General features: G+C 62.5%; 19 protein-coding genes and 1 pseudogene. 11 read left to right on the top strand and 9 right to left on the bottom strand.

Annotation, left to right across the window (positions count from 1 at the left end; all coding sequences use genetic code 11):
- The first annotated feature begins 7 nt into the window (after nucleotides 1-7).
- The 3 genes and pseudogenes from BLR69_RS07215 to BLR69_RS31495 all read left to right on the top strand — a co-directional run bounded on the left by BLR69_RS07215 (nucleotide 8) and on the right by BLR69_RS31495 (nucleotide 6,071).
- A complete protein-coding gene (locus BLR69_RS07215; RefSeq protein WP_071495420.1) occupies nucleotides 8-3,982 on the top strand; it encodes a bifunctional nitrate reductase/sulfite reductase flavoprotein subunit alpha in 3,975 nt (1,324 codons plus the stop codon).
- 232 nt (nucleotides 3,983-4,214) lie between these two features.
- Nucleotides 4,215-5,216 (top strand): annotated as a pseudogene (locus BLR69_RS31490) (cache domain-containing protein); the annotation flags it as partial.
- Nucleotides 5,217-5,303: 87 nt separating this feature from the next.
- The gene (locus BLR69_RS31495) at nucleotides 5,304-6,071 is read left to right on the top strand and encodes a methyl-accepting chemotaxis protein (RefSeq protein ID WP_371857077.1); all 768 of its coding nucleotides are present in this window, start codon (nucleotides 5,304-5,306) and stop codon (nucleotides 6,069-6,071) included.
- Here BLR69_RS31495 and BLR69_RS07225 read toward each other — a convergent pair.
- From BLR69_RS07225 to BLR69_RS07240, 4 genes are all read right to left on the bottom strand, one after another.
- Nucleotides 6,061-6,855, bottom strand: coding sequence for an alpha/beta fold hydrolase (locus tag BLR69_RS07225; RefSeq protein WP_071495419.1), 795 nt, complete (start codon nucleotides 6,853-6,855; stop codon nucleotides 6,061-6,063). The genes BLR69_RS31495 and BLR69_RS07225 overlap by 11 nt on opposite strands.
- Nucleotides 6,856-6,933: 78 nt before the next feature.
- Nucleotides 6,934-7,836 carry a LysR family transcriptional regulator gene (locus tag BLR69_RS07230; protein WP_071495418.1) on the bottom strand — a complete coding sequence of 301 codons (903 nt, stop codon included), beginning with the start codon at nucleotides 7,834-7,836 and terminating at the stop codon, nucleotides 6,934-6,936.
- Between the two features lie 105 nt (nucleotides 7,837-7,941).
- Nucleotides 7,942-8,733 carry a nucleotidyltransferase domain-containing protein gene (locus tag BLR69_RS07235; protein WP_071495417.1) on the bottom strand — a complete coding sequence of 264 codons (792 nt, stop codon included), beginning with the start codon at nucleotides 8,731-8,733 and terminating at the stop codon, nucleotides 7,942-7,944.
- Nucleotides 8,730-9,209, bottom strand: a complete 480-nt coding sequence (locus tag BLR69_RS07240; protein WP_071495416.1) for an AAA family ATPase — start codon at nucleotides 9,207-9,209, stop codon at nucleotides 8,730-8,732. Before BLR69_RS07240 ends, BLR69_RS07235 begins: the two co-directional genes overlap by 4 nt.
- A 132-nt stretch (nucleotides 9,210-9,341) precedes the next feature.
- Here BLR69_RS07240 and BLR69_RS07245 point away from each other — a divergent pair, with 132 nt between their 5' ends.
- On the top strand, nucleotides 9,342-10,292 hold the full coding sequence (locus BLR69_RS07245; protein WP_071495415.1) for a SphA family protein: 951 nt from the start codon (nucleotides 9,342-9,344) through the stop codon (nucleotides 10,290-10,292).
- A gap of 6 nt (nucleotides 10,293-10,298) precedes the next feature.
- Here the strand turns inward: BLR69_RS07245 and BLR69_RS07250 are convergent, their stop codons facing one another.
- Nucleotides 10,299-11,327, bottom strand: coding sequence for an apurinic/apyrimidinic endonuclease family protein (locus BLR69_RS07250; RefSeq protein ID WP_071495414.1), 1,029 nt, complete (start codon nucleotides 11,325-11,327; stop codon nucleotides 10,299-10,301).
- Nucleotides 11,328-11,501: 174 nt separating this feature from the next.
- Here BLR69_RS07250 and BLR69_RS07255 point away from each other — a divergent pair, with 174 nt between their 5' ends.
- Both BLR69_RS07255 and BLR69_RS07260 read left to right on the top strand, forming a co-directional pair.
- Nucleotides 11,502-11,915: a DUF2231 domain-containing protein gene (locus BLR69_RS07255; protein ID WP_071495413.1), complete on the top strand. Its 414-nt coding sequence runs from the start codon at nucleotides 11,502-11,504 to the stop codon at nucleotides 11,913-11,915.
- Nucleotides 11,912-13,204, top strand: a complete 1,293-nt coding sequence (locus BLR69_RS07260; RefSeq protein ID WP_071495412.1) for a PQQ-dependent sugar dehydrogenase — start codon at nucleotides 11,912-11,914, stop codon at nucleotides 13,202-13,204. Before BLR69_RS07255 ends, BLR69_RS07260 begins: the two co-directional genes overlap by 4 nt.
- An 88-nt stretch (nucleotides 13,205-13,292) precedes the next feature.
- Here the strand turns inward: BLR69_RS07260 and BLR69_RS07265 are convergent, their stop codons facing one another.
- Nucleotides 13,293-14,204: a LysR substrate-binding domain-containing protein gene (locus tag BLR69_RS07265; protein WP_071495411.1), complete on the bottom strand. Its 912-nt coding sequence runs from the start codon at nucleotides 14,202-14,204 to the stop codon at nucleotides 13,293-13,295.
- 93 nt (nucleotides 14,205-14,297) lie between these two features.
- Here BLR69_RS07265 and BLR69_RS07270 point away from each other — a divergent pair, with 93 nt between their 5' ends.
- Both BLR69_RS07270 and BLR69_RS07275 read left to right on the top strand, forming a co-directional pair.
- Nucleotides 14,298-15,272, top strand: coding sequence for a DMT family transporter (locus BLR69_RS07270; RefSeq protein ID WP_232000960.1), 975 nt, complete (start codon nucleotides 14,298-14,300; stop codon nucleotides 15,270-15,272).
- Nucleotides 15,273-15,381: 109 nt separating this feature from the next.
- Nucleotides 15,382-16,302, top strand: coding sequence for a bifunctional helix-turn-helix transcriptional regulator/GNAT family N-acetyltransferase (locus tag BLR69_RS07275; protein ID WP_071495409.1), 921 nt, complete (start codon nucleotides 15,382-15,384; stop codon nucleotides 16,300-16,302).
- A 37-nt stretch (nucleotides 16,303-16,339) separates the two neighbouring features.
- Here the strand turns inward: BLR69_RS07275 and BLR69_RS07280 are convergent, their stop codons facing one another.
- Both BLR69_RS07280 and BLR69_RS07285 read right to left on the bottom strand, forming a co-directional pair.
- Nucleotides 16,340-17,743 carry an MFS transporter gene (locus BLR69_RS07280; protein ID WP_071495408.1) on the bottom strand — a complete coding sequence of 468 codons (1,404 nt, stop codon included), beginning with the start codon at nucleotides 17,741-17,743 and terminating at the stop codon, nucleotides 16,340-16,342.
- A 143-nt stretch (nucleotides 17,744-17,886) separates the two neighbouring features.
- Entirely contained in the window at nucleotides 17,887-18,417 is a 531-nt protein-coding gene (locus BLR69_RS07285; protein WP_071495407.1) for a GNAT family N-acetyltransferase, read from the bottom strand.
- A 153-nt stretch (nucleotides 18,418-18,570) separates the two neighbouring features.
- Here BLR69_RS07285 and proP point away from each other — a divergent pair, with 153 nt between their 5' ends.
- The 3 genes from proP to BLR69_RS07300 all read left to right on the top strand — a co-directional run bounded on the left by proP (nucleotide 18,571) and on the right by BLR69_RS07300 (nucleotide 23,300).
- Nucleotides 18,571-20,073 (top strand): glycine betaine/L-proline transporter ProP, encoded by a 1,503-nt coding sequence (proP, locus tag BLR69_RS07290; protein WP_071495406.1) that lies wholly within the window; start codon nucleotides 18,571-18,573, stop codon nucleotides 20,071-20,073.
- Nucleotides 20,074-20,125: 52 nt separating this feature from the next.
- Nucleotides 20,126-20,632, top strand: coding sequence for a GAF domain-containing protein (locus tag BLR69_RS07295; protein ID WP_071495405.1), 507 nt, complete (start codon nucleotides 20,126-20,128; stop codon nucleotides 20,630-20,632).
- 73 nt (nucleotides 20,633-20,705) lie between these two features.
- A complete protein-coding gene (locus tag BLR69_RS07300) occupies nucleotides 20,706-23,300 on the top strand; it encodes a bifunctional diguanylate cyclase/phosphodiesterase (protein WP_071495404.1) in 2,595 nt (864 codons plus the stop codon).
- Here BLR69_RS07300 and BLR69_RS07305 read toward each other — a convergent pair.
- Entirely contained in the window at nucleotides 23,257-24,078 is an 822-nt protein-coding gene (locus BLR69_RS07305) for an AraC family transcriptional regulator (RefSeq protein ID WP_071495403.1), read from the bottom strand. The two genes, BLR69_RS07300 and BLR69_RS07305, sit on opposite strands and share 44 nt — an antisense overlap.
- Between the last annotated feature and the right edge of the window lie 80 nt (nucleotides 24,079-24,158).

A 24,158-nucleotide genomic window follows, 5' to 3' on the forward strand; every position in this document is an offset into this window, starting at 1 on the left:
GTTTCAGATGGCCAAGCAAAACATACGCAGTGTGTGTCCCTATTGTGGCGTGGGCTGCGGCATCATCCTGCAGGTCGAGTACAACAAGGTGGTCAAGGTGATCGGCGACAAGGCCCACCCCACCAACTTCGGGCGCCTGTGCACCAAGGGCACCACCTGCGGCCAGGCCATCGCCGAATCCGGCCGCATGGAGAACGCCTATGTGCGCCAGGCCCGCGACCATGACCCCGTACGCCTCGGCATGGACAAGGCCATCAGCGAAACCGCCCGGCGCCTGCGCCAGACCCTCGACACACACGGCCCGGACGCGCTGGCCTTCTATGTATCAGGGCAGATGTCGCTGGAGTCCCAGTACCTGATCAACAAATTGGCCAAGGGTTTTGTGCGCACCGCCAACATCGAGTCCAACTCGCGCCTGTGTATGGCCAGCGCCGGCAGTGGCTACAAACTGTCCCTCGGTTCCGACGGCCCACCAGGCTCCTATGAAGACTTCGACCGCGCCGACCTGTTCTTCGTGATCGGCGCGAACATGGCCGACTGTCACCCCATCCTGTTCCTGCGCATGATGGACCGGGTCAAGGCCGGGGCGAAGCTGATTGTGGTCGACCCCCGGCGCAGCGCCACGGCGGACAAGGCCGACCTGTTCCTGCCGATAAAGCCCGGCACCGACTTGGCGTTGCTCAATGGCCTGCTGCACCTGCTGGTGAAAAAAGGCCATACCGACCCTGCCTTCATCGCGAATTTCACCGAAGGCTGGGAAGCGATGCCGCCATTTCTGGAGGACTATTGCCCCGAGCACATCGCCGCCATCACCGGCCTCGCCGAAGCCGATATCCGCCAAGCCGCCGACTGGATCGGCCAAGCCGCCGAGTGGATGAGCTGCTGGACCATGGGCCTCAACCAGAGCACCCACGGCACCTGGAACACCAACGCGCTGTGCAACCTGCACCTGGCCACCGGCGCCATCTGCCGCACGGGCAGCGGGCCGTTTTCCCTCACCGGCCAACCCAATGCCATGGGCGGGCGCGAGATGGGCTACATGGGCCCGGGCCTGCCGGGGCAGCGTTCGGTACTGGTGGACGCGGACCGCGCCTTTATCGAGGACCTGTGGCAAATCCCCCACGACAGCCTGCCGCGCCAGGCCGGCAGCGGCACCGTGGCGATGTTCGAGCAAATGGCCGCCGGACAGATCAAGGCCTGCTGGATCATCTGCACCAACCCCGTGGCCAGCGTGCCCAACCGGCAAACCGTGATCAACGGCCTGCAAACCGCCGAGCTGGTGATCAGCCAGGACGCCTTCCTCGACACCGAGACCAACCGCTACGCCGACATCCTGTTGCCCGGCGCACTGTGGGCCGAGGCCGAAGGCGTGATGATCAACTCCGAGCGCAACCTGACCCTCATGCAAAAAGCCGTGGACGCCCCCGGCGAGACCCTGCCCGACTGGCAGATCATCGCCCGGGTCGCCTGTGAGATGGGCTTTGCCGAGGCCTTCACCTATGCCTGCGCCGCCGAGGTTTTTGAAGAAATCAAACAGGCCTGGAACCCCAAGACCGGCTACGACATCCGTGGCGCCAGCTACCCGCGCCTGCGTGAAAACCCCGTGCAATGGCCCTGCGCATCCGTTGACGGCGCAGACCGCAACCCGATCCGCTACCGCCACAGCGGCACCCTCAGCTTTGCCACCGAAAACGCCAAGGCGCGGTTCTTCGCCCGCCCGCATATGCCGCCTGCCGAGATGCCCGACGACGCGTTTCCCTTCGTGCTCAACACCGGCCGCGTGCAGCACCAGTGGCACACCCTGACCAAGACCGGCAAGGTCGCCACCCTGAACAAACTCAACCCCGGCCCCTTCGTCGAACTGCACCCCGAAGACGCCGCCCGCCTGGGCATCAAGGACAAGGACCGGGTCGAAATACGCTCCCTGCGCGGCCACGCCGTGCTGCCCGCCGTGGTCACCGACCGCGTGCAGCCGGGCAACTGTTTTGCGCCGTTCCACTGGAACGACGTGTTCGGTGAACACCTGGCGATCAACGCGGTGACCCATGATGCGGTGGACCCGATTTCCTTGCAGCCGGAGTTCAAGTGCTGCGCCGTCGCCCTCAGCCGCGTCGAGCTGATCGACCACCAGTTCCTCGACCGCCCTTCCCCCGTAGCAGAGGACACCGCCATGTCGCGCCTCGACGCCTTCGCTGACATCACTGGCATCCGTCACCTATCGCCACCGGCCCTGAGCGACAGCGAACGCACCTACCTCGCCGGTTTCCTCAGCGGCCTGCACAGCAGCGCCGCACGCCAGGGCTTTGGCGTACCGACCCTGCCGGCAACTGCGCCGCTGGCGGATGCCGCTCGCCTCTGGCTGAACGGCTTGCTCGCCGGCTTGTTCAGCCCTACAGAATCCATCGCTGCGCCGTCCCCGGCCGTCACCCTGCTGTGGGCCTCGCAGACCGGCAACGCCGAAGCCTTGGCCGAACGCTTTGCCAAGCGCCTGCGCGAAACAGGCATCACCGTAGAACTGAGCGCGATGGCGGATTTCCCCGCGAGCAAGCTGGCAAGCACCCACACCCTGGCGCTGATCAGCAGTACCTTTGGCGACGGCGACCCGCCCGACAACGGCGAAGGTTTCTGGCACAGCCTGCGCACCACCGAGACCCGCCTGGAGTCGTTGCGCTTTGCGGTATTGGCCTTGGGCGATCCGAACTACGACCAGTTCTGCAACCACGGCAAGCAACTCGACCGGCGCCTGCTGGAACTGGGGGCAACCCGCCTGCTGGAACGGGTGGACTGCGACACTGAATTCGAAGCCGCTGCCGATGCCTGGCTGACCCGATTCCAGCAGACCCTCAACCCGGCAAAGCCGATGGCACCGGCCACCCCCGCCGGTAAAACCAAGCTGTACGGCTCACGCCTTTTGCTCAACCGCCACCTCAACCCGCACAGCGCGCACAAGGAAACCCGCCAGTTCGCCCTGGACCTGGCCGACTCCGGCCTGACCTATGAAGCCGGGGATGCCCTGGGCATACGGCCACGCAACTGCCCCGAATTGGTCGGCGAACTGCTCGACCTCACCCGCCTGAGCGCCAACGCCAGCGTGAACATCGACACCTTCGGCGACGTGCCGTTGCAACAGGCCCTCACCCAGCATTTTGAAATCGCCCGGCCCAGCAGCGACACCCTGGCCTTTATCGCGGAGCGCAGCGCCGACCCAGGCCTCAAGCAGTTGCTCAACCCCGAGCACAAGGCCGCACTCAATGACTGGCTGTGGGGCCGGCAGCTGGCGGACGTGCTGCAGGAATACCCCATCGACTGCTCGGCGGATGAATTGCTAGGCACCCTCAAGCGCCTGCAACCACGCTTGTATTCCATCGCCTCCAGCGCCAAGGCCTACCCGCAGGAGGTACACCTCACCGTGGCCGCTGTGCGTTATGGCAAACGCAAAGGCGTGTCGTCTACCTTCCTCGCCGACCGCGTCGGTGACGGGGAAGTGCCGCTGTTCGTGCAGCCGTCGAAACACTTCCGCACGCCCAGCGATGGCGAGGTGCCGATGATCATGATCGGCCCCGGCACTGGCATCGCGCCGTTCCGTGGGTTCTTGCAGGAGCGCCGGGCGCTGGGTCATCAGGGGCGCAACTGGCTGTTCTTCGGCGAACAGCACGCCGCCAGCGACTTCTACTACCAGGATGAATTGCAAGGTATGCAGCGCGATGGCCTGCTCACCCACCTGAGCCTGGCGTTCTCCCGTGACCAGGCGCAGAAGGTCTATGTACAGGACCGCCTCCGCGAACAGGGGGCCGAGCTGTGGCGCTGGCTACAGGACGGCGCCAGGCTGTACATCTGCGGCGATGCCAGCCACATGGCCAGAGACGTCGACCAGGCCTTGCGCCAGATCGCGCAAACCCACGGCGGGCTTGGCGTGGAAGGCGCCGTGGAGTACTGGCGGCAGTTGAGCGAACAGAAGCGTTATCTGCGTGATGTGTACTGATTGGATACAGAACAATATGCACTTTGTATTGTGTACAAAAAACCCTAAAGATTTACCGATACCAGGCCGAAACAGCAGTGATAGCAAATCGCCTCAATCCTGATCAGGGAGCGCGGCGATTTGGCCGCCCTTCACGCTGATGGTCGTCTCGATGAAAATAAAAAATAAGCTGGTCCTGGCATTTGTCTCCGTTGCATTTATTCCAGTAAGCCTGGTGGCCGTGATTTCGGTCATGAACACACGGACCCAGGCGGTGGATCAGTTCATCGATGGCAGTACCCGGGAGATCCGCCAGATCGATGGCAACATTCGCCAGTTCTTCGATGGCACGTTACAAAACGTCGATCAGATGGCAACGGATCCTGTATACACTTCCGTCAGTAGCCTGAAGAACTACCAGGCCGCCGATGCCGCCAGCCAGCCGCTGCCGGCCGAGGCGCAAGCCGTGATCGAACGCTTCGCGCGCTTCGGCGCCACGCACCCGGCGGCGGCGATCCTGTCCATCGGCCTGGAAGACGGCACCTACGCCAAATGGCCGGATGACCCGCAACTGGCCAAGTACGACCCGCGCACCCGCCCCTGGTACAAGGCGGCCATGGCCAGCCCCGGCAAGACCGTGCGCACCCCGGCGTATTACTATGACAAGGACGATGTAGCACTGGTGGGCACCGCCCGGGCGATGCTGGAGAACGGCAAGGCCAAGGGCGTGTTCGTGGTCAGCGTGTCGCTGAAAAACCTCACCGAGCTGGTCAAGAGCATCAAGCTGGGCGAAAGCGGCTACGTGATGCTGATCGAAGACGGCGTGGTGCTGGTGGACCCGCGTGACGCTGCCCACAGCTTCAAGCCGCTCAAGGACCTGGGCGCGCCGTATGCGCAATTGGCCGACACGCCCCAAGGCTCCACCGAAGTGGTGATCGACGGCGTGCGCTACATGGCCAACGTGTGGACCTCCCCCGGCCTCGGCTGGCGCTACATCGGCCTGATCGAACACCGCGAAGTCATGGCTGAAGCCACGCGCATGACCTACCTCACCGCGATCATCGTCGGCGTGCTGGTGCTGATCTTCGGGCTGATCGCGGCGGCGTTCTCCAAGGTCATCGTCAAGCCCATCGGCCAGGTCAGCACCGGGTTGCAGTCCATCGCCCAGGGCGAAGGCGACTTGCGCCACGAGCTGCACGTACAGGGCAAGGATGAAACCGCCGAACTGGCCGGCTGGTTCAACAAGTTCCTCGCGGCGATCCGCCAACTGATCCAGCACATCGGCGCGGCCTCGGCCAATTTGCACAACGCTTCCAAGGTCAACAGCGAGGTGGCGCACAACATGAATGAGGCGGCCGGGCGCCAGCGCGAAGCGGTTGAACTGGTGTCGACCGCGTTCAACGAAATGGTCGCCACCGCCAACGAAGTCGCGCGTTCCTGCAGCGGCGCCGCGGAGTCCGCCGAAAACGGCCACCGTCGTGTGGCCGAGGGCAAACAGCAGATCGAAGTCACCACCGACAACGTCAACCGCCTCGGTCGCCGGCTCACCGAGTCGTCCCAGGCCATGGTCGAACTGGAAGCCGGCAGCCGCAGCATCAACCAGATCCTTGGCACTATCCGCGCGATTGCCGAACAGACCAACCTGCTGGCCCTCAACGCCGCCATCGAGGCCGCCCGTGCCGGCGACCAGGGCCGGGGCTTCGCCGTGGTGGCCGATGAAGTGCGCGCCCTGGCCAAGCGCACCTCCGACTCCACCGGTGAGATCGAGCAACTGCTCGGCACCCTGGAAAACAAGACCCAGGAAGTCACCCAGAAGATGGGCAGTTGCCTGGACTTGTCGCGGGCCAGCGTGTCGTCCATCGAAAGTGCGCGGGACAGCTTTGAAGGTATCCAGACGTCGGTGAATGAGATCCGCGACCAGAACCTGCAGATCTCCGCCGCCGCCGAGGAACAGCACAGCGTGGCCGAAGAGATCAACCGGCATATCCAGCAGATCTACGACGAGGCACGCCTGGTGGAGAGCCTGGCCAACTCGGCGCAGGACGACTCGGGGCGCTTGTCGAATCTTTCGGATGAACTCAATGGCTTGGTGGGGCGCTTCAAGTCCTGAGGAACTCGGCGATCTGGCGCCACATTGCAGCGGGGTTGGAATACATCGGGAAGTGCCCGCACTCGGCAATCGGCGCCAGGCGCACGCCGTTGGCCTGGATGTGTGGCAGGTAGGACAGTAAGGCGTTCTGCTCGCCGTACATGAACATTGTCGGGCATGGCAGCCCGAGGAACTTGCCCATCAGGTCGGCGTTGTCGGAGAGCTCGACCATCGACTGGAAAATCCCGCGCACCGCCCCGGCCCGCACCTTGTGGCGCAGGCTTGCCGCGTACAGCGCGCTGGCGTATGCGGGAGCCTGACGGGTGCGTTCGATGAAGGCGCTGAAGAACGCTTCAGGATCGTTTGCCGGGTAATCAACGATCTGCCGGCTGAGGAAGCAGTCTTCCGGAGCAATGTTGCCTTCGATGTCGGTGAAACTCAGCACCCGGCCAGGGAAACGATGGGCCAGCAGCAAAGCGGTGAGGCCGCCCATCGAATGGCCGACCAGGTGGAAGCGGTCGATGCCGTAGTGCTCCAGTACCTGCGACGCCGTATCCAGCAGGAACGGGATGTTGATTTTCTCAAGATCGGCGCACTGGCTTTCACCGCAACCGGGAGCGTCGTAGGCGACAACGGCGTGACCGTCGAACGCCGGCTGCAGGACGATATCGGCGTAGTCTTCCTTGGTTGAACCGAACCCGTGCAAAAACACGATGGACGCACGCTCGCCGGCGCGATGGATCGCGGCGATGCTCAGGGAAGTACCGTCCACCGTCAGCGGAATAAGGGAATGAACGAACGACATGTCGGGGTTCCTGGGCCACAAAGGGCGCCACTGTCAGGGGTCAGCCGCGTGGTGTAAATAACCGATCGCAGAAGGTTTTCATACGCCAATCGTATGAGCCTGGAACTGCGCGACCAGCTCGGTCACCAGCGGGTTAGGCCGTTCACTGTTCCAGGCCACCGCCGTGGTCACCACATGGAGTTTCTGGGTCAGCGGGCGCAGTACCACGTTGTCCGGCGCGAGTTTCCTCAAGGACGCCGGCACCAGCGCAATGCCCTGGCCACAGCTGACAAACGCAATCTGCGAGGCCACCGAGCGCACTTCATGCAACACCCGTGGCGAGAACCCGCTGGCGCGGCAGGTGGCGATCAGGTTGTCGAAATACACCGGGCTGACCTTGCGCGAAAACATCACCAACGGCTCGCTGGCCAGGCTCGACAGGCTGATGCGCGTGCGCGCCGCCAACGGATGATCGCTGGGCAAGGCCACCATCAGGCGGTCTTCGCGCAAGGGCAACGACTGGATCGCCGGGCCCAGGTCGCCGTCCAGCCGCGCAAAGGCCAGGTCGATGTCCCCGGCTTCCAGCGCCGGCACCGCCTCCACGCTGTCGATCTCACGCACTGACACAGTGAGGTGCGGGTAGTCCTGCTTGAGCTGGTCGATCACGCGCGGCAACACATCGAACATCGCCGTGGAAATCGCGCCGATAGTCAGCATGCCCGACTGCCCCGCCACCGCCTCCTCCACCGCCAGTTCCAGGCGCTCAAGCTGCTCGGCGAATTTGCGCACCGCCGGCAGGATCGCCGCGCCCACTGGCGTCAACTTGGCACCGCGCCGCGAACGCTCGAACAACTTGACCTTGAGCGCCTGCTCCAGCACCTGGATCTGCTCGCTCAACGGTGGTTGCGACATGCCCAGGCGCTTGGCAGCGCGGCCGAAGTTCTGCTCTTCGGCGACGGCGAGGAACAGCCAGAGGTGGCGAATGAGGCGGAAGTTGATCATGGGCAATCCATAGGCTTGGCGTATATAAGGGTCAGGTCAGGGCCAATATACCTATCGTGGAAGCGACTGTGTGGGTTGTGTCGACTGGCACACTCTCAGCAGCGCCTACAAGGGAACTGCCGTATGACTGCGCTGTGAAACCATCCAGCTCAGAAAATCTTGAAGCCGAGCCGCGAACCGTTCGCGGTCGGCACTCGGGTTTCGGGCTTCAAACAGAAAGAATGCCACCTGGGTCACCCTCGTCGGATACCCCTGTACGAACAGCGCAACATGCTCCTCAAGTGTCTGCGGCCACGACGCTTGTTCCCCACACAGAATCTGGGTGGACCTGATCAGCTTGCGTGAGGCTTCGCGCTGCAGGCGAAGTCGTTCTTGCTCGTTGTCGGCACCTGCGAGGCGGGTGAGGTAAGCGGTGAGCACCGCTTCAAAGTCACCATTCACGGCCTGGGCAATGTCCAGTGACGGCCGAAACCGCTCGAACTGCGCTGACAGATCGTTGCCCCATACGCACCGGCAGTGGTGCTTGAGCCAGAACCCCCAACGGTTGCTGTTTTCAGCGGCCAGGACCTGCGCGCAGCTACCCACATCGAAATCCACCTTGGTGACTTGCGGATGCCGCAGCGCCAGGTCGCACCGAATCCGCTCCAACGCCTCCAGAATCGCCGGGGTCGGCGACTCGCTCAACACCAACGTCAGATCAAGATCGGAAACACCCGGCAGCGCATCGCCGCGCGCGACGCTGCCATAGAGGTAAATGCCGTCCACCCCCAATTTTGGCGGCGAAAGCAGCTTGCAGACCTCCTCAAGCAAGGGCTGAAACTCAGGCTGCACGGGAGAGGGGGAAACCGTGAGGATAAACCCCTCGGTGTCCACACCGGTGAACCGCGAAGCACTCATGGGCGGCGCCATTCAATCACCAACCCCTCGCTTTCGCTCGGCACGCAGAAGTGGCGGGTGATCAGGTCGAACTCGGCATCTGTTGCGGCAAAATCATGCTCGCCCTGGGTGTTACGCGCATGCAGCCGGGCCCGGCAGGTGGCGTCATCCAGCTCGAGGTAATGCAAGCAGTGCGGGACCTGGGCGGCGTGCGCCAACCCCAGCAGCCACTCGCGGTTGGCCAAGGTGTTGGCAGGAAAGTCCAGCACCACGTTGACGCCCGACCGCAACACATTGATCACCAATGGCCCCAGTACGCCACGAATGCGCTGGGCGCCGCTGAGGTAATCGGCAATCGAAAGGATTTCACCGGGGTACAGCGTGGCGAGCCAGTGGTCTTCGCAGAGCACGATAGCGGCGTGCTCGGCGGCAAGGGTCTTGGCAAGGGTGGACTTGCCGGAAGCGATCTTGCCGCAGAGTAGATGCAGGGTTGGCATGGCACGGTTCCTTAGGTCAGGCCAGTCAGCATGCACGCTGAGTATTGATCACACAACGTTCTGCAATCCTTGAACTATGCTCAAGCGGCCCCCGACAGCACGCACAGTGTGGCCAATTGGATAGGAAGTCCTATGAACCCGACGACTCGCGTTTTGAGCCTGCTCACCCTGCTCCCCCTGGCGACGGTACAGGCCGACGACGGCGGTATCAGCTTCTGGCTGCCCGGCCAGTTCGGTGCCCTTGCCGCTGCGCCGACCACCCCCGGCTGGAGCCTGCCGCTGGTGTATTACCATGTGAATGCCAGCGACGGCAGGCACTCGGCCACACCGCGTGGTGGACGCACGGTGGTGGGCCTGGATGCCAAGGCCGACCTGCTGTTCGCCAGCCCCACCTACACCTTCGAAACCCCGGTGCTCGGCGGTGCCCAGGCGGCGATCTCGGCGGTGGCAGCCGTGGGGCGTTCTGAGGCGAGTATCGATGCCACCGTGACCGGTCCACGTGGACGTTCGTTTTCCGGTGGCACCGACGATGCCCTCAAAGGCGCCAGCGATCTGTATCTGCTCGGCACCCTGAAGTGGAACCACGGCGTGCACAATTTCATGGCGTACTCCATGGGCAACCTGCCGGTGGGCGCCTACGACCCGGATCGCCTAGTGAACATCGGCCTGGGCCATGCCGCCCTGGATGCCGGCGGGGGCTACACCTTTTTCGACAAGACCAACGAGTTCTCCGCCGTGGCCGGCGTGACCTACAACTGGGAAAACAAAGACACCCACTACCAGAACGGCATCGACGCGCACATCGACCTCAGCGCCTCGCACTTCTTCACCGCGCAAACCCACGCGGGCCTGGTGGGCTACTACTTCCGGCAGGTCACTGGCGACAGCGGCAGCGGCGCAGTGCTGGGCGACTTCAAATCCCGCGTGGCCGGGATCGGCCCCCAGGCCGGGCACTTCTTCAAGGTGGGCGATGAATTGTGGTACGCCAACATCAAGGGTTACTACGAGTTCGACGCGAAGAACCGTCCGGACGGCTGGAACATGTGGCTGTCCCTGGTCATTCCGCTGGCCGATAAAGGCTGACGCGATTCAGTCGCTATGCCGTTTCCAGTGCTCGTAGAACGCCAGGGCCGCGACATTCTTGTCCTTGGCTTCGAGCATGATGTCGAAGCGGTCGAGAAACTGCAGCGCATAATCGTTGGTCCAGCGGTTCCACATCTGTGCGCTGTGGGCGTAGAGGTCGCGCTTGGACACCACCTGCAACAGCGCGTCCATTTCCAGTTTGTGCTCGGCGTCGAAGCCCAGTTCCTGCAGGCTCTCCTGGGGTTGGGAGTAGTGCATGGTCGGGCGCACGCCACGCCAGCTTTCAATCACCCGGGCGACCCGCTCGGAGTGGGGGTCGATGTAGTCGTTCTCGTTGATCCAGCAGTGGTGGATGTCCAGGACCACCGGTGCCAGGTCGGCGACTTCCAGGCAATGGTCCAGGCCATAGGTCTTTTCGTCGTTCTCGAACGTGATGCAGTTGCGTGCCACCTCCGACAGGCGCGACCACACGGCGCGGGTGCCTTCCACACCGAGGCGGCCGGCGATATGCACGTTGCACTTGAGGTCCTGGAAACGCCGGCCATAGCCCATCATGCGGATCATGTCGGCGTGGTATTCGAACTCGGCCAGGCTGTTTTCCACCACGCCGGGGTTTTCCGAGCCGAGCACACAATACTGGCCAGGATGGAATGACAGGCGAATATCCGAGGCGCGGGCCAGCTCGCCGATGGCGGCAAACCCCTCGACCAATTGACGCTCGATAGCCGGGTCTTGGTAGACGCTGGCCACTTTGGGATGGCTGTAGAACGGCAACAGATCGCTGCTCAAGCGCAGCATGCGCAAGGTCGACGGCAGTTCGGCGACATACGCCAACAGGCGCAATTGGGCGGCCAGGTTGTGCGTGACCACTTCCACCAGTTTGTTCCGGGCCACCTGCGGGGTGACGCTGTCCATCCAGCGCAACGTGGTGGTGCGCGGGTTGAACGGGCCTTCGATCAGCTTTTGGGCGCTGGCCGACAATAGCCGTTCGGGATGTTTGTATTGGCACGCGAAGCCAATGCGAGGGTGAGTCATGGAGGCGCCTGGCGTAGGAAAAAGGAGCGAATGATACGGGGTTAGTCCGGGGTCTACCCAGCGCGGTTCCCACTATTTCGAAACGTTTCACGCTGAACTTTCTCACCGGCGCTGCGTTCACTTCTTATGCGCTGCCCCTTCCAGGGGCGTTGTACAACAAGGAGCCGCCCCCGTATGACTACCCTCCCCGCCTACCGTTACACCCCCGGGCCGCTGCATGCGACCTTGCTCGCCGGCACCGTGCCGTTGTTTCTGGGTGTCTTGCTCAGCGACATTGCCTACACCCAGACCTACCAGATTCAGTGGGCCAACTTCGCTTCCTGGCTGATTGCCGGCGCGTTGGTGTTCGCCGGTTTCGCGTTTCTGTTCGCGCTGGTCAACCTGCTGCGCGCCGAGCGCAAGGCCGGGCAACCCACGCGTTATGTACTGCTGCTGTTGGCCACCTGGGTACTGGGCCTGGTCAATGCCTTCCAGCATGCTAAAGACGCCTACGCCTCGATGCCCGGCGGCCTGATCCTGTCGGCCATTGTCTTGCTGCTGACGCTGGCGGCCACCTGGACCGGCCTGCGTGCGGGAGGTGTTAAATGAAAGCATCCAACACATTGACGCTATTGAGCGCCGCCCTGCTGCTAACCGCCTGCGGTGGTGAAGGCGACAAGACCCAGGCCCGTGGCCCCGACCCCAAGTTGCCGGAACAGCAAAGCAGCCTGTTGCCGAGCATGAAGATCGCCGAGCCCGCGCCCTGGGGCGAGCAGAAACCCAAGGTGCCAGACGGTTACAGCGTCACCGCGATTGCCACCGACCTGGCCATCCCGCGCCAGACCCTGGTGCTGCCCAACGGCGACATCCTGGTTGCCGAAGGCCGTGGCGGCAGTGCGGCCAAGCTCAAGCCCAAGGATGTGATCGCCAGCCTGATCAAGGCCGAGGGCAACACCAAGGTCAAGAGCGGCAACCGCCTGACCCTGCTGCGCGACGCCGATGGCGACGGCACCTACGAACTGAAGACCGTGTTCGCCGACAACCTCAACGCGCCGTATGGCCTGGCATTCGCCAACGGCAAACTCTACGTGGCCAACCAGGACGCACTGGTGAGCTTCGACTACGCCGACGGCCAGACCAAAGCCAGCGGCCCGCCGAGCAAAGTCACTGACCTGCCGGCGCAGATCAACCATCACTGGACCAAATCCCTGGCCGTGAGCGCCGATGGCAGCCAGCTGTACGTGGGCATCGGCTCCAACAGCAACGTCACCGAACGCGGCATGGAAGTCGAGATCGACCGCGCGATGGTCTGGCAGATCGACGCCGCCACCGGTGCGCACAAACCCTACGCCACCGGCCTGCGCAACCCCACGGCACTGACCATCCAGCCGGACACCGGGCAACTGTGGACAGTGGTCAACGAGCGCGACGAACTCGGTCCGGACCTGGTGCCGGACTACCTGACCTCGGTGCGTGAAGGCGCGTTCTACGGCTGGCCCTACAGCTACTGGGGCCAAAACGTCGACCCGCGCGCCCAGCCGCAAAACCCGGCCAAGGTGGCCGCCGCGATCAAGCCGGATTACAGCCTGGGCTCCCACGTGGCCGCCCTCGGCGTGGACTTTTCCATCCCGCAGATGGGCGAGCAGTTTGCCGACGGCGTATTCGTCGGCGAGCACGGCAGCTGGAACCGCGACAACCCGGTGGGCTACAAGGTGATCTTCGTGCCGTTCAGCAATGGCAAGCCGTCCGGTGAGCCGATCGACTTCGCCACCGGCTTTCGCGGCGACGACGGCAAGACCCGTGGGCGCCCGGTGGGTGTGACGGTGGACCCGAAAGGTGCGCTGATCATCGCCGATGACCTGGCCAATACCGTTTGGCGCGTGACGCGTAATCAGTAGCCATTGGGGCACCCCGTCAAACACGGTGCCCTAACGCAGGTTTGAATCGGTGGTTAACCCGGCAGGACGCCGGGTTAACCGCTGTTGGCTACACGTCCTCATCCTTCAACTGCGCCTCCAGCCAAGCCAACAGCGCCGCAACCTCCGGGCGGTCCGCTACGCCTTGCTGCCTGTACACCGAAATGGCCTCAGGCAAATGCACACTCTGCGCACAAGTTCTCACCAGCGCGCCACTGTCAATCAACCGGCTCGCCGTACGCCGCCAGCCCATGGCAATACCATGCCCCTCCACGGCCGCCTGCAACATCAGCGGGTAACTGTCGTAGCTGGCGCTGCGTGTATTCCCGGCCAGCACCTGCCCAAACTGCCGTAGCCAGTCGTCCCACTCCATCAAATGGGGCGCGTCGGAGCTGTGGTGCAAAAACGTATGGGATTGCAATCCGGTGATCGGCAACGGTTGTTCCACGCTCAGGTAGGCGGGGCTGCACACCGGAAACACTTCATCAGAGGCGGTGAACATCAGCGGATGCGCGCCACTGGCGCGATGGGTGCTTTGCAGGGCCACATCGAAAGGGTCATTGAACTCGGTGAGCGGCCGAGTCGAAGTCACCACTTGGATCTCGATGTGCGGGTATTGCTGATGGAAGGTCGAGAGGCGCGGCATCAGCCAGTAAAACGCCTCGCACAACTGGCACAACAGTACCACCCGGTTGCCGTGAGACGAGGCACGCAGGCTGGCGGCACCCTCGCTGATGCTTTGCAGCGCTTCACTTACCACCCGTCCAAGCTCACGCCCTTCCTGGGTGAGGAACACCGCGCGATTGCGCCGGGAAAACAGCTTCACGCCCAGATTGTCTTCCAGCCCGCGAATCTGCCGACTGATAGCGGCCTGGGTAACGTGCAACTCATCCGCCGCCCTGGAGAAACTCTCCAAGCGCGCGGCCGCTTCAAAGGGCAACAAACTGGCGAGCGGCGGGAGGGTTTTGCCGAGCATATTCATAATCTGAAGTTATGTATCAGGGGCCGAGAACTCGTTTGTAGCACACCCGCGTGGCTGGGCACCATTGAATGCATGACTTCAGGGACACTCTTCATGCAGACCTCCGTTTTCCTCGGCGTAAGCCTTGCCGTTATAGCAACTCTGGGCTGGGCGCTGAATTTCATCGCACCTTATGTCACCGGTGACTACAGCCTCTTTGACTTCATTGCAGTGCGCTACCTGATGGCCGGCGCGCTCGGCAGCATGGGGTTGATCTTGTATCGAGCCCAATTACGGTGTCTTGGCCCACACCAGTTGTGGGTTGCTACTGGACTCGGCGTTACCGGCTGTCTTGGCTATGGCGCCTGTATTGCCGCTGGCGTGGTCTTCGGCGGGCCGGTGTTGACGCCGACGTTTGTCAGCATGGTCCCGGTGTTGCTGGCACTGCTCGGCAACGCCAGGCACAAGACCGTGCCCTGGCGTCGGCTGGCCATCCCTCTGGGCTTTTTGACGGCAGGGTTGCTGGTGTCAAACCTCAGCAGCCTCCAACACGGTTCAACCAACAGTGGCGACTGGCTGGCAGGTCTGTTCTTTTCAGTGGTCGCGGTGATGGTCTGGGTGGGATTCAGCGTGATCAACCAGAAGCACTTGCAGGCCCTTGCGCCCTGCGCAACCGGCGCATGGACCGCGCTCATGCTGGTGGGCAGTGGTGTTGCCACCCTGTGCCTGGTACCGGTGGCGCAGAGCCTGGGCCTGTTCAAGCTGCCAACCCTCGGTTTCGGCTTTGCCCTGGCGGGACCGATGTATGCGTGGTGTGCGTTCATCGCGTTGATGTCGACCCTGATCGGCGCCTGGGCCTGGAACGCGGCAACCCAGCGTCTGCCGATGGTGCTGAGCAGCCAGCTGATAGCCCTTGAGTCACTGTTCGCCAGCCTGCTCGGCCTGTGTTTCAACGCGCGCTGGCCCACCCTCATGGAAACGGCGGGCATGACCGCAGTATTGATCGGCGTACTCCTGGCGGTTCGTAATATTCTGGCGGCCAGACCGCCCGCCACGACGCTTCACACCTTGAAGGAAATGCGGCAATGACCCAGGCAGGCCATCACGGTTAATGTTTCGCAAACTGGATCAAAACCATTGACATGGTTGCTCCAAGCAACAATATTGTTGCCTAAGGCAACCATTCGAGCATTTCAACATGTCCACCCCTTTGCTAGTCGAACGCGCCGGCATCGTGCGCGGCTTCAATCGCTTCTACACCCACCAGATCGGCGTGTTGCAGGAACACCTGCTGCAAAGCGATTACTCCCTCACCGAAATCCGCGTGATGTACGAGTTGTCTTCCCGGGGTGATCTCACCAGCGCCGACCTGTGCCAGATGCTCGGCCTCGACGCGGGTTACCTGAGCCGGCTGACCAGTGGCTTTGAAAAGCGCGGCCTGATCCAGAAAGTGCGCTGCGCCACCGACGCGCGCGCCGTGCAATTGCACCTCACCGACCATGGCCGCGCCGTGCTGGCGCCGCTGGAGCAGCAAACCCAGCGCGAAGTCATCGCCCTGCTCGACAGCCTGCCCGAGCCACAACAGCGGCAACTCACCGCAGCCATGAAACGTATCCAGGCCCTGCTGCAAGGCACGGCGCCCAGCTACCTGCTACGCGACCCGCAACCCGGCGACATGGGCCGGGTGGTGCAACAACAGACCGCGATCTATGCCCGTGAATACGGCTGGAACTGGGAGTTCGAAGCGCTGGTGGCGGAGATTGTCGCCAAGTACTTGCGCGAGTTTGATCCGACCTGCGAGCGTTGCTGGATCGCGGAAAAAGACGGTGAGGTGGTGGGCTCGGTGTTCGTGATCCGCCATGACCAGACCACGGCCAAGCTGCGCATGCTCTACGTGGATGCCAGCGCACGGGGCATGGGTATCGGCCAGCGCCTGGTGGATGAGTGTGTGCGCTTTGCCAGCCAGGCGGGTTACAAAAGCATGCTGTTGTGGACCGTGGATATTCTGACCGACGCCCGCAAGCTGTATCAGAAAGCCGGGTTCGAGTTGATAGAGGAAGAGCCGATGGTCAGCTTCGGCAAATCCCTGGTCAGCCAGACCTGGGCGCGCCAACTGTGAAACAGTCCCGCGCCAGGGCGGAGCGGGACATGAAGCCTTACAGGTCAGTGATTTCCTTGTGGCGCGGCACCAGCGTTTTCATCACGCTCCAGGCCACCAGGTAGGCCAGCGCACAGATCGCGAACATGATCATGTAACCGGTATGAATATCGTTGATGGACTTGTAGTAGTCGAACACCCAGCCGCCGATCTTGGTCATCACCACGCCGCCCAGGCCGCCGGCCATGCCGCCGATGCCGACCACCGAGGCCACGGTCTTCTGCGGGAACATGTCGGACACTGTGGTGAAGATGTTGCACGACCACGCCTGGTGCGCCGAGGCGCCTACGCCGATCAACAGCACCGGCACCCAGAAGCTGATATAGCCCAACGGTTGCGCCAGCAAGACCACCAGCGGGAACAACGCGATCACCAGCATGGCTTTCATACGCCCGTCATAGGGTGCATCGCCGCGCGCCATGAAGTAGCTGGGGAACCAGCCGCCACCGATGCTGCCGACCATGGTCATGCTGTACAGCACCGCCAGCGGCATGACGATATCCGCGCCTTTCATGCCGTACTGCGCTGACAGGTAGGTGGGCAGCCAGAACAGGAAAAACCACCACACGCCGTCGGTCATGAACTTGCCGAAGGCAAAGGCCCAGGTCTGGCGATAGGTGAGCAATTTGAACCATGAGACTTTTTTCTCCACGGCGCCGGCCGGTACCGGTATGAACGGCTGCACGGTCTGGTCGCTGCGGATGTAGGCCAGTTCTGCGGCCGACAGGCGTTTTTGCTCCTCCGGCTTGCGGTAGAGCGCGATCCACACCGCGACCCACACGAACCCGAGCCCGCCAATTACGATAAACGCCGCTTCCCAGCCCCACAGACCGGCAATCAACGGCACGCAGATCGGCGCCAGGATCGCGCCCACGTTGGCGCCGGAGTTGAAGATACCGGTGGCCAGCGAGCGCTCTTTCTTGGGGAAATACTCGGCGGTGGCCTTGATCGCAATCGGGAAATTGCCCGCCTCGCCAATCGCCAGCACCGCACGGGACAGCATGAAGCCGGCAATCGACACCGGGATCACCGCCAGGCCGATCGCACCGCTGATCGCAGCGATGCCCTCGCCCATCGGCACCGAGAACGCATGCATGATGGCGCCCGTGGACCAGATGCCGATCGCCACCACATAGGCCGCCTTGGTGCCGATTTTGTCGACAAAGCGCCCAGCGAACAGCATCGAGATCGCATAGACAAACTGGAACACCGCCGCGATGTTCGCGTAATCAGTGTTGCTCCAGCCAAATTGCGTGGACAACTGCGGTGCCAACAGGCTGAGCACCTGGCGGTCGAGGTAGTTGACGGTCGTTGCGAAGAACAGCATCGCGCAGATGGTCCAGCGATAGTTGCCTACCGCCTGGCCAACGCGGTGAGCGTGGATGGGCTCGTTCAAGTTCATGGCATCACTTTTTATTTTTGTTAGGTAGGACACATGCAATGTCATATGTCGTCGTACAACTGTGACTTTTATATCGAGCCGCCTACCGGCTGTCAATCTGAAAGATTGCGGTTTATCGAGGTTTTGCGTGGGAATGTGAAAGGTCAGGCAAATGCAGTTGTAGGATGACAAATCCGCATAACCAGGCTGGGCGCCTTGCCCGGTACATCGTCGAGCACACCAAAAGGCTGCATGCCGATCTTTTCCAGCACCCGGATCGAGGCCCCGTGATCCGGTCGCACCAGCCCGAACACCTCGGGCAACCCCAGTCTGTCGAATGCCAGCGTCAACGCGTCGAGCCCCAGCTCAGTGGCATAGCCCTGCCCCCAGGCTTCCACCGCAAAGCGGTAACCCAGATTGATGCGCCGCTCGGTCAGGTAGTCGAGGGGCGCGATACCGCCAAAGCCGATGATGTGGTCCGGCGCCTCGCGCCGTGCAATCGCCCACCAGCCGTATCCTTGGGTCGCCCACTGTGCGAGCCAGTGATCCAGCAGGCGTTGCGCCACCTCCAAGCTGGCCATGGGGCCCGATGGATTGAACAGGTTGGTCTGCGGGTCGCCGAAGATCGCGAACAATCGCTGCAGGTCGCGCGGATGTGGCTGGCGATAGACAAGGCGGGAATGGGCGGCTGGCATTCGCATAACTCGTGTGTGGACGGACAAAGTTCAATCCATCTGCAAAAAAACGCAAATAGTGGTGAATTATTTCATGTCCGCTTGTATCTGAAGTGACAGAGCGGTGCCATCGCAGTGATGGCGCCTCCCCTGTTCTGCTTTAGAGTGCCCCGCATGAAATTACGTAAGAAAAGCGTCAAGCCCATCGGATTGAAAGACATCACCATCGTCGACGACACCAAGGTGCGCAAGGCAATTACCGCCGCGGCCCTGGGTAATGCCATGGAATGGTTCGACTTTGGCGTCTACGGGTTTGTCGCCTATGTGCTCGGCAAGGTGTTCTTCCCCGATGCCTCGCCCAGCGTACAAATGATCGCCGCACTGGGCACCTTCTCCGTGCCGTTCCTGATCCGTCCCCTGGGCGGCCTGTTCTTTGGTGCATTGGGCGATAAATACGGGCGGCAAAAGGTCCTGGCCGCGACCATCGTGATCATGTCCCTGAGCACCTTCGCCATCGGCCTGATCCCCTCCTACGCCTCGATTGGCATCTGGGCGCCGATCCTGCTGCTGCTGTGCAAAATGGCCCAGGGCTTCTCGGTGGGTGGCGAATACACCGGTGCGTCGATCTTCGTCGCAGAATACGCGCCGGACCGCAAGCGCGGCTTCCTCGGCAGTTGGCTGGACTTCGGCTCCATCGCCGGCTTCGTGCTGGGCGCCGGCGTGGTGGTGCTGATTTCCAGCATCCTGGGCGAAGCCGACTTCGAGTCGTGGGGCTGGCGCCTGCCGTTCTTCCTTGCCCTGCCCCTGGGCATCATCGGCCTGTACCTGCGTCACGCCCTGGAGGAAACCCCGGCGTTCCAGCAGCACATGGACAAAATGGAACAAGGCGACCGCGAAGGCCTGACCCACGGCCCCAAAGTCTCGTTCAAGGAGGTCGCGACCAAGCACTGGCGCAGCCTGCTGACCTGCATTGGCATCGTCGCGGCCACCAACGTGACCTATTACATGCTGCTCACCTACATGCCGAGCTACCTGTCCCATAACCTGCACTACAAAGAAAACAGCGGCGTGCTGATCATCATCGCGATCATGGTCGGCATGCTGTTCGTGCAGCCGTTCATCGGTTTTGTCAGCGACAAGATCGGCCGCAAGCCGTTCATCATCGCTGGCAGTATCGGCCTGCTGTTCCTGTCCATTCCCGCCTTCATGCTGATCACCAGCGGCAAGATCGGCTTGATCTTCGCCGGTCTGCTGATCCTCGCGGTGATCCTCAACTTCTTTATCGGCGTGATGGCCTCGACCCTCCCCGCGATGTTCCCGACCCACTTGCGCTACAGTGCATTGGCCAGCGCGTTCAATGTCTCGGTATTGATCGCCGGCGTCACCCCGACCGCCGTGGCCTGGCTGGTGGAAAGCACCAACGACCTGTACATGCCCGCCTACTACCTGATGGTGTTTGCCGTGGTCGGCCTGGTCACCGGCCTGACCATGAAGGAAACCGCCAACAAGCCATTGCGTGGCGCGGCACCGGCGGCGTCGGACATGGAAGAAGCCAAGGAGTTGTTGCAGGAACATCACGACAATATCGAGCAGAAGATCGAAGACATCGACGCCGAGATTGCCGAGCTGGAAGCCAAGCGCCAGAACCTGGTGCAGCAGCATCCACGCATCAACTAAGGCCTGACCCTGCGTGGCGGCCCAAGCCGCCATGCTTTTGGAGAGTTCAACCATGGTTCCAAGCGTCACCGCACCACAGTCGTTGCTCAGCGCAGATGAACGCGCCGCCATCGCCGAAATAGAAGCCACCACCAGCATCCTGCAACTGGTCACCCGCTTGACCGGCATGCGCTTCGCCGGCATCGCCAAATTCACCGACCTGGAATGGGTGGTCTGCTCCGTGCACGACACCGTCGACATGGGCATTCACGTCGACGACGTACTCGACCTGGAAACCACGCTGTGCAGCGAGTTCTGCATCAACCCACAGACCCTGTTCATCCCGCAGATCAGCCAGAGCGGCCGCTTCGCCGCGCGCCCGGTGGTCAAGCAATTCGCTATCGAGAGCTACGCCGGTGCACCGATCTTCCTGCCCGACGGCCGCCTGTTCGGCGCACTGTGCGCGCTGGATTCGCGGGCAATGCTGTTCGAAGACCCCAACCTGCCGGAAACTCTGAGCCTGTTTGCGCGGCTGATCGGGTGCATTTTCTTCGCCAACCTGACGCCCCGTGACACCTGATCGTTCAGCTTTTCAAGCGCGCTGCCGATAGCCTGGGATACCCCTGACTTGCAGCGCTGCGCTGCGGGAAACAATGCCGAACACTCTCGTCCCGATCGTCCGTACGCTCTCCAACCGCACCAGTCTGTCGCTGACACGTACCTCCCTGTTCAATTTCACTGCCCTGTTGGTCCTGGTCTTTGCAGCGGCAGCCTACTCGCTGATCTACCTGGCCCATGAACTGGACCACGCCGAGCAGACAGAAAGCGCGTTTTATACGCGCAAGGCCGTGCAGTCCCTGGAAAAATCCCTGCGGGTCACCGTCAAGGACTACGCCTTCTGGAGCGATGCCTACAAGCACTTGCACCTCAAGGTGGACACCGATTGGGCCTACGGTCGCGGCAACGTGGGCGCCACGCTGTTCCAGGATTTCGGCTTCCAGGGCCTGTTCGTGGTCAACGACGCCAACCGCACGGTGTACGCCGTCGTCGAAGGCCAAATGCAACCCATTGACCTCAGCGACTGGTTGGCCCAGCCCATCACGCAGGTGCTCGAACAGGCACGCGCCGGGGCCGAACAGGAGCTGCCGGTCACCGCTTTCATCAACGTGCGTGGCAGCCCGGCACTCGTGGCTGCAGCCGCCATCACGCCAGGCACCGACCCCACGGTGAAGGTAGATGGGCGCCCTGCATCGGTACTGGTCTTCGTCGACATTCTCGACAGCGCACAACTGACTCTGATTGGCAATGATTTCGGCGTGGACCAACTGCATATCGCCAGCGCCGATGAGATCGGCAAGACCTTGCTGGTTCCCCTGGGCGACAACGGTGCTGCCGGCAGCCTGCATTGGCGGCCGGCGCGCCCAGGCGTGCGATTGATGGGCGTTGGCTTGCCGCTGCTGGGCCTGGCCGCCTTGCTGGTGTGCCTGATGACTTGGGTGATCCTGCGCCGCGCCAGCGCTGCCGCCCTCGCCCTGGATGCCAGCCATGCGTCACTGCAAGACAGCCAGGACGCGCTGACCACCAGTGAAGCGCGCTTTCGCGATGTGGTGGAAGCCAGCTCCGACTGGGTCTGGGAAATCGATGCAGGCTGGCGCTTCACCTACTTGTCGGAACGCTTCGAGAACGTGACCGGCCTGGCCCGCCGTGCATGGATCGGCGCCGCCATCAACGACCTCCTGGACACGGAAGCCGGCGCGCTTTCGCAATGGCTGAACACCCCCAGCCGCACCGCGGACATCAGCGTGCAGTGCCGCTATGTCGACGCCCAGGGCCAGGAACGCACCACCCGGCTTGCCGCGAGGCAAATGCCCTGTGGCGGCTTTCGTGGAACCGCCACCGACGTGACCGAGGAAGTCGAAGCCCGGCGGCGCATCGAATTCCTGTCCGAACACGATGCTCTCACCGGGTTGGCCAACCGTACGCGCCTGCAAGCGTTCCTCGACGACAAGCTCAAGGCGCTGCCAGCGTCAGGCCAACCTTTGGTCATGCTCAGCCTGGACCTGGACCGCTTCAAACCGGTCAACGATCTGCTTGGGCACGCAGCGGGCGACCACGTGCTCAACGAAGTGTCGACCCGCCTGGCTGATTGCGTGCGCCACGGCGACCTGGTGGCCCGGGTGGGCGGCGATGAGTTTGTGTTGATCCTCACGAATGCGGGTACCCAGGACGATGTCGAGTCCTTGTGCCTGCGCTTGATCGAGTCCGTCGAACAGGCGGTCAAGATCGGCGAGCAGGAAGTATTTGTCAGCGCGAGCATCGGCATCGTGCTGGCCCCGGATGATGCCAGCGAAGTCGCCGAACTGCTGCGTTATGCCGATATCGCGCTGTACGAAGCCAAGGCGGCCGGCCGCAACACCTGGCGGTTTTACTCGGGGGAGATGAATGCACGGATCATCGAGCGTCGCCGCCTGGAAAGCGACCTGCGTTTTGCGATCAAGCACAATGAACTGCGCCTGCACCTCCAGCCGCGCTATCGCATTGCCGATGGACAGATGGTCGGTGCCGAAGCCCTGGTACGCTGGCAACACCCACAGCGCGGGCTGATTCCACCCGACACCTTCATCCCGATTGCCGAAGAGTCCGGGCTGATCCTGGCGCTGAGTGATTGGGTACTGCAAACCGCCTGCACCAGCGCCGCCCAGTGGCCCGAGGCATTGTTTGTGTCGGTGAACCTGTCGTCCACGGAGTTCAAGCGTGGCGACCTGGTGGAGCGCATTCGCAATGCCCTCACGGCGTCGGGGATCGAACCGGCGCGGGTCGAACTGGAAATCACCGAAAGCGTGATGCTCGAAGACGCAGCGGGCGCACTGGCGGTGATGCACACGCTCAAACGCCTGGGCATACGCATTGCCATGGATGACTTCGGCACCGGCTATTCCTCGTTGAGCTACCTGCGGGCCTTCCCCTTCGACGGGTTGAAGATCGACCGCAGCTTCCTCAGCCGCCTCGAAGACAGTGAGGATGACAAGGCGATCATCCAGGCCATCGTCGGCCTGGGGCGTGCCCTGGCATTGACGGTGACCGCCGAGGGCATCGAGACCGCCGGGCACCTGGAAATGCTCCGGGCCGTGTCCTGCGATGAAGGCCAGGGCTATTACCTCAGCCGGCCCCTGGATATCGACACGTTCAACGGGCTGCTCGGCACTAGCGGAAAAACTGACTCGGCGTCTTGCCAAACTGTTTCCTGAACATGCTGGTAAACGCACTCGGGCTCTCGTAACCCAGCTCCAGGGCGATATCGATCACCTTCTCGCCCACCGCGATGCGTTCCAGCGCCAACAGCAAACGTGCCTGCTGGCGCCATTGGCCGAAGGTCATGCCGGTCTCCTTGCGGAACAGACGCTGGATGGTTTTCTGGTCCAGGTGCAGGCGCTCGCTCCAGTCCGCCACCGTGGAGGCGTCGCCCGGCTCTTCCTGCAGCGCCAGGCAGATGCGTTGCAGGCGCGGGTCGGCGGGCTGCGGCAAGGACAGCGGCAACGCCGGCAGGATCGCCAGTTCGTCAAGGATCAGGTGCATGATCCGCGCATCCCGCGAGTCTTCGGCGTACGGCGGTTTCAGGCTCACGGACGCCTTGATCAGCTCGCTCAGCAACAGCGAGATACTCACGGTTTTCGGCTCGCCGGGCATGTTCGGGAAGCGATCCGGGCGCACAAACACACTGCGCATTTTCAGGGTGCCCACGCAACGCAGGGAATGCACTTGCCCGGCGGGCATCCAGATGCCGCGGTTGGGCGGCACGGTCCACTGGTTCAGCGCCGAGTACACCACCATCACGCCTTCGATGGCGTAGAGCAGTTGGTGCTTCTCGTGGCTGTGGTCGGGGATCACCCAGTTTTCCGGGTAATCGGTAGCGGAACTGATGACAGCCCAGGCGCCTTCGTTGATTTCCTGAAGAAATTCATCCAATGGTTTGATCATTTCGCCCTTTTCGCGATAGTTGCCGCCCCAATTGCGTGAGACAGGCATTGCTGACAAATCTAGCATGAACGCCGAATCATTTTGTAATGGATGGCGACCTTAAGAAGTTGCCGCCTCTGATTAGCTGC

The sequence above is a fragment of the Pseudomonas azotoformans genome, from assembly GCF_900103345.1.
In the GTDB taxonomy this organism is placed as follows: Bacteria; Pseudomonadota; Gammaproteobacteria; order Pseudomonadales; family Pseudomonadaceae; genus Aquipseudomonas; species Aquipseudomonas azotoformans.

Excerpts from the sequence above, each read along its gene's own strand:
- BLR69_RS07215 (WP_071495420.1), top strand. The coding sequence starts at position 8 with ATGGCCAAGCAAAACATACGCAGTGTGTGTCCCTATTGTGGCGTGGGC.
- BLR69_RS31495 (WP_371857077.1), top strand. The coding sequence starts at position 5,304 with ATGAATGAGGCGGCCGGGCGCCAGCGCGAAGCGGTTGAACTGGTGTCG.
- BLR69_RS07225 (WP_071495419.1), bottom strand. The coding sequence starts at position 6,855 with ATGTCGTTCGTTCATTCCCTTATTCCGCTGACGGTGGACGGTACTTCC.
- BLR69_RS07230 (WP_071495418.1), bottom strand. The coding sequence starts at position 7,836 with ATGATCAACTTCCGCCTCATTCGCCACCTCTGGCTGTTCCTCGCCGTC.
- BLR69_RS07235 (WP_071495417.1), bottom strand. The coding sequence starts at position 8,733 with ATGAGTGCTTCGCGGTTCACCGGTGTGGACACCGAGGGGTTTATCCTC.
- BLR69_RS07240 (WP_071495416.1), bottom strand. The coding sequence starts at position 9,209 with ATGCCAACCCTGCATCTACTCTGCGGCAAGATCGCTTCCGGCAAGTCC.
- BLR69_RS07245 (WP_071495415.1), top strand. The coding sequence starts at position 9,342 with ATGAACCCGACGACTCGCGTTTTGAGCCTGCTCACCCTGCTCCCCCTG.
- BLR69_RS07250 (WP_071495414.1), bottom strand. The coding sequence starts at position 11,327 with ATGACTCACCCTCGCATTGGCTTCGCGTGCCAATACAAACATCCCGAA.
- BLR69_RS07255 (WP_071495413.1), top strand. The coding sequence starts at position 11,502 with ATGACTACCCTCCCCGCCTACCGTTACACCCCCGGGCCGCTGCATGCG.
- BLR69_RS07260 (WP_071495412.1), top strand. The coding sequence starts at position 11,912 with ATGAAAGCATCCAACACATTGACGCTATTGAGCGCCGCCCTGCTGCTA.
- BLR69_RS07265 (WP_071495411.1), bottom strand. The coding sequence starts at position 14,204 with ATGAATATGCTCGGCAAAACCCTCCCGCCGCTCGCCAGTTTGTTGCCC.
- BLR69_RS07270 (WP_232000960.1), top strand. The coding sequence starts at position 14,298 with ATGCAGACCTCCGTTTTCCTCGGCGTAAGCCTTGCCGTTATAGCAACT.
- BLR69_RS07275 (WP_071495409.1), top strand. The coding sequence starts at position 15,382 with ATGTCCACCCCTTTGCTAGTCGAACGCGCCGGCATCGTGCGCGGCTTC.
- BLR69_RS07280 (WP_071495408.1), bottom strand. The coding sequence starts at position 17,743 with ATGAACTTGAACGAGCCCATCCACGCTCACCGCGTTGGCCAGGCGGTA.
- BLR69_RS07285 (WP_071495407.1), bottom strand. The coding sequence starts at position 18,417 with ATGCCAGCCGCCCATTCCCGCCTTGTCTATCGCCAGCCACATCCGCGC.
- proP (WP_071495406.1), top strand. The coding sequence starts at position 18,571 with ATGAAATTACGTAAGAAAAGCGTCAAGCCCATCGGATTGAAAGACATC.
- BLR69_RS07295 (WP_071495405.1), top strand. The coding sequence starts at position 20,126 with ATGGTTCCAAGCGTCACCGCACCACAGTCGTTGCTCAGCGCAGATGAA.
- BLR69_RS07300 (WP_071495404.1), top strand. The coding sequence starts at position 20,706 with ATGCCGAACACTCTCGTCCCGATCGTCCGTACGCTCTCCAACCGCACC.
- BLR69_RS07305 (WP_071495403.1), bottom strand. The coding sequence starts at position 24,078 with ATGCCTGTCTCACGCAATTGGGGCGGCAACTATCGCGAAAAGGGCGAA.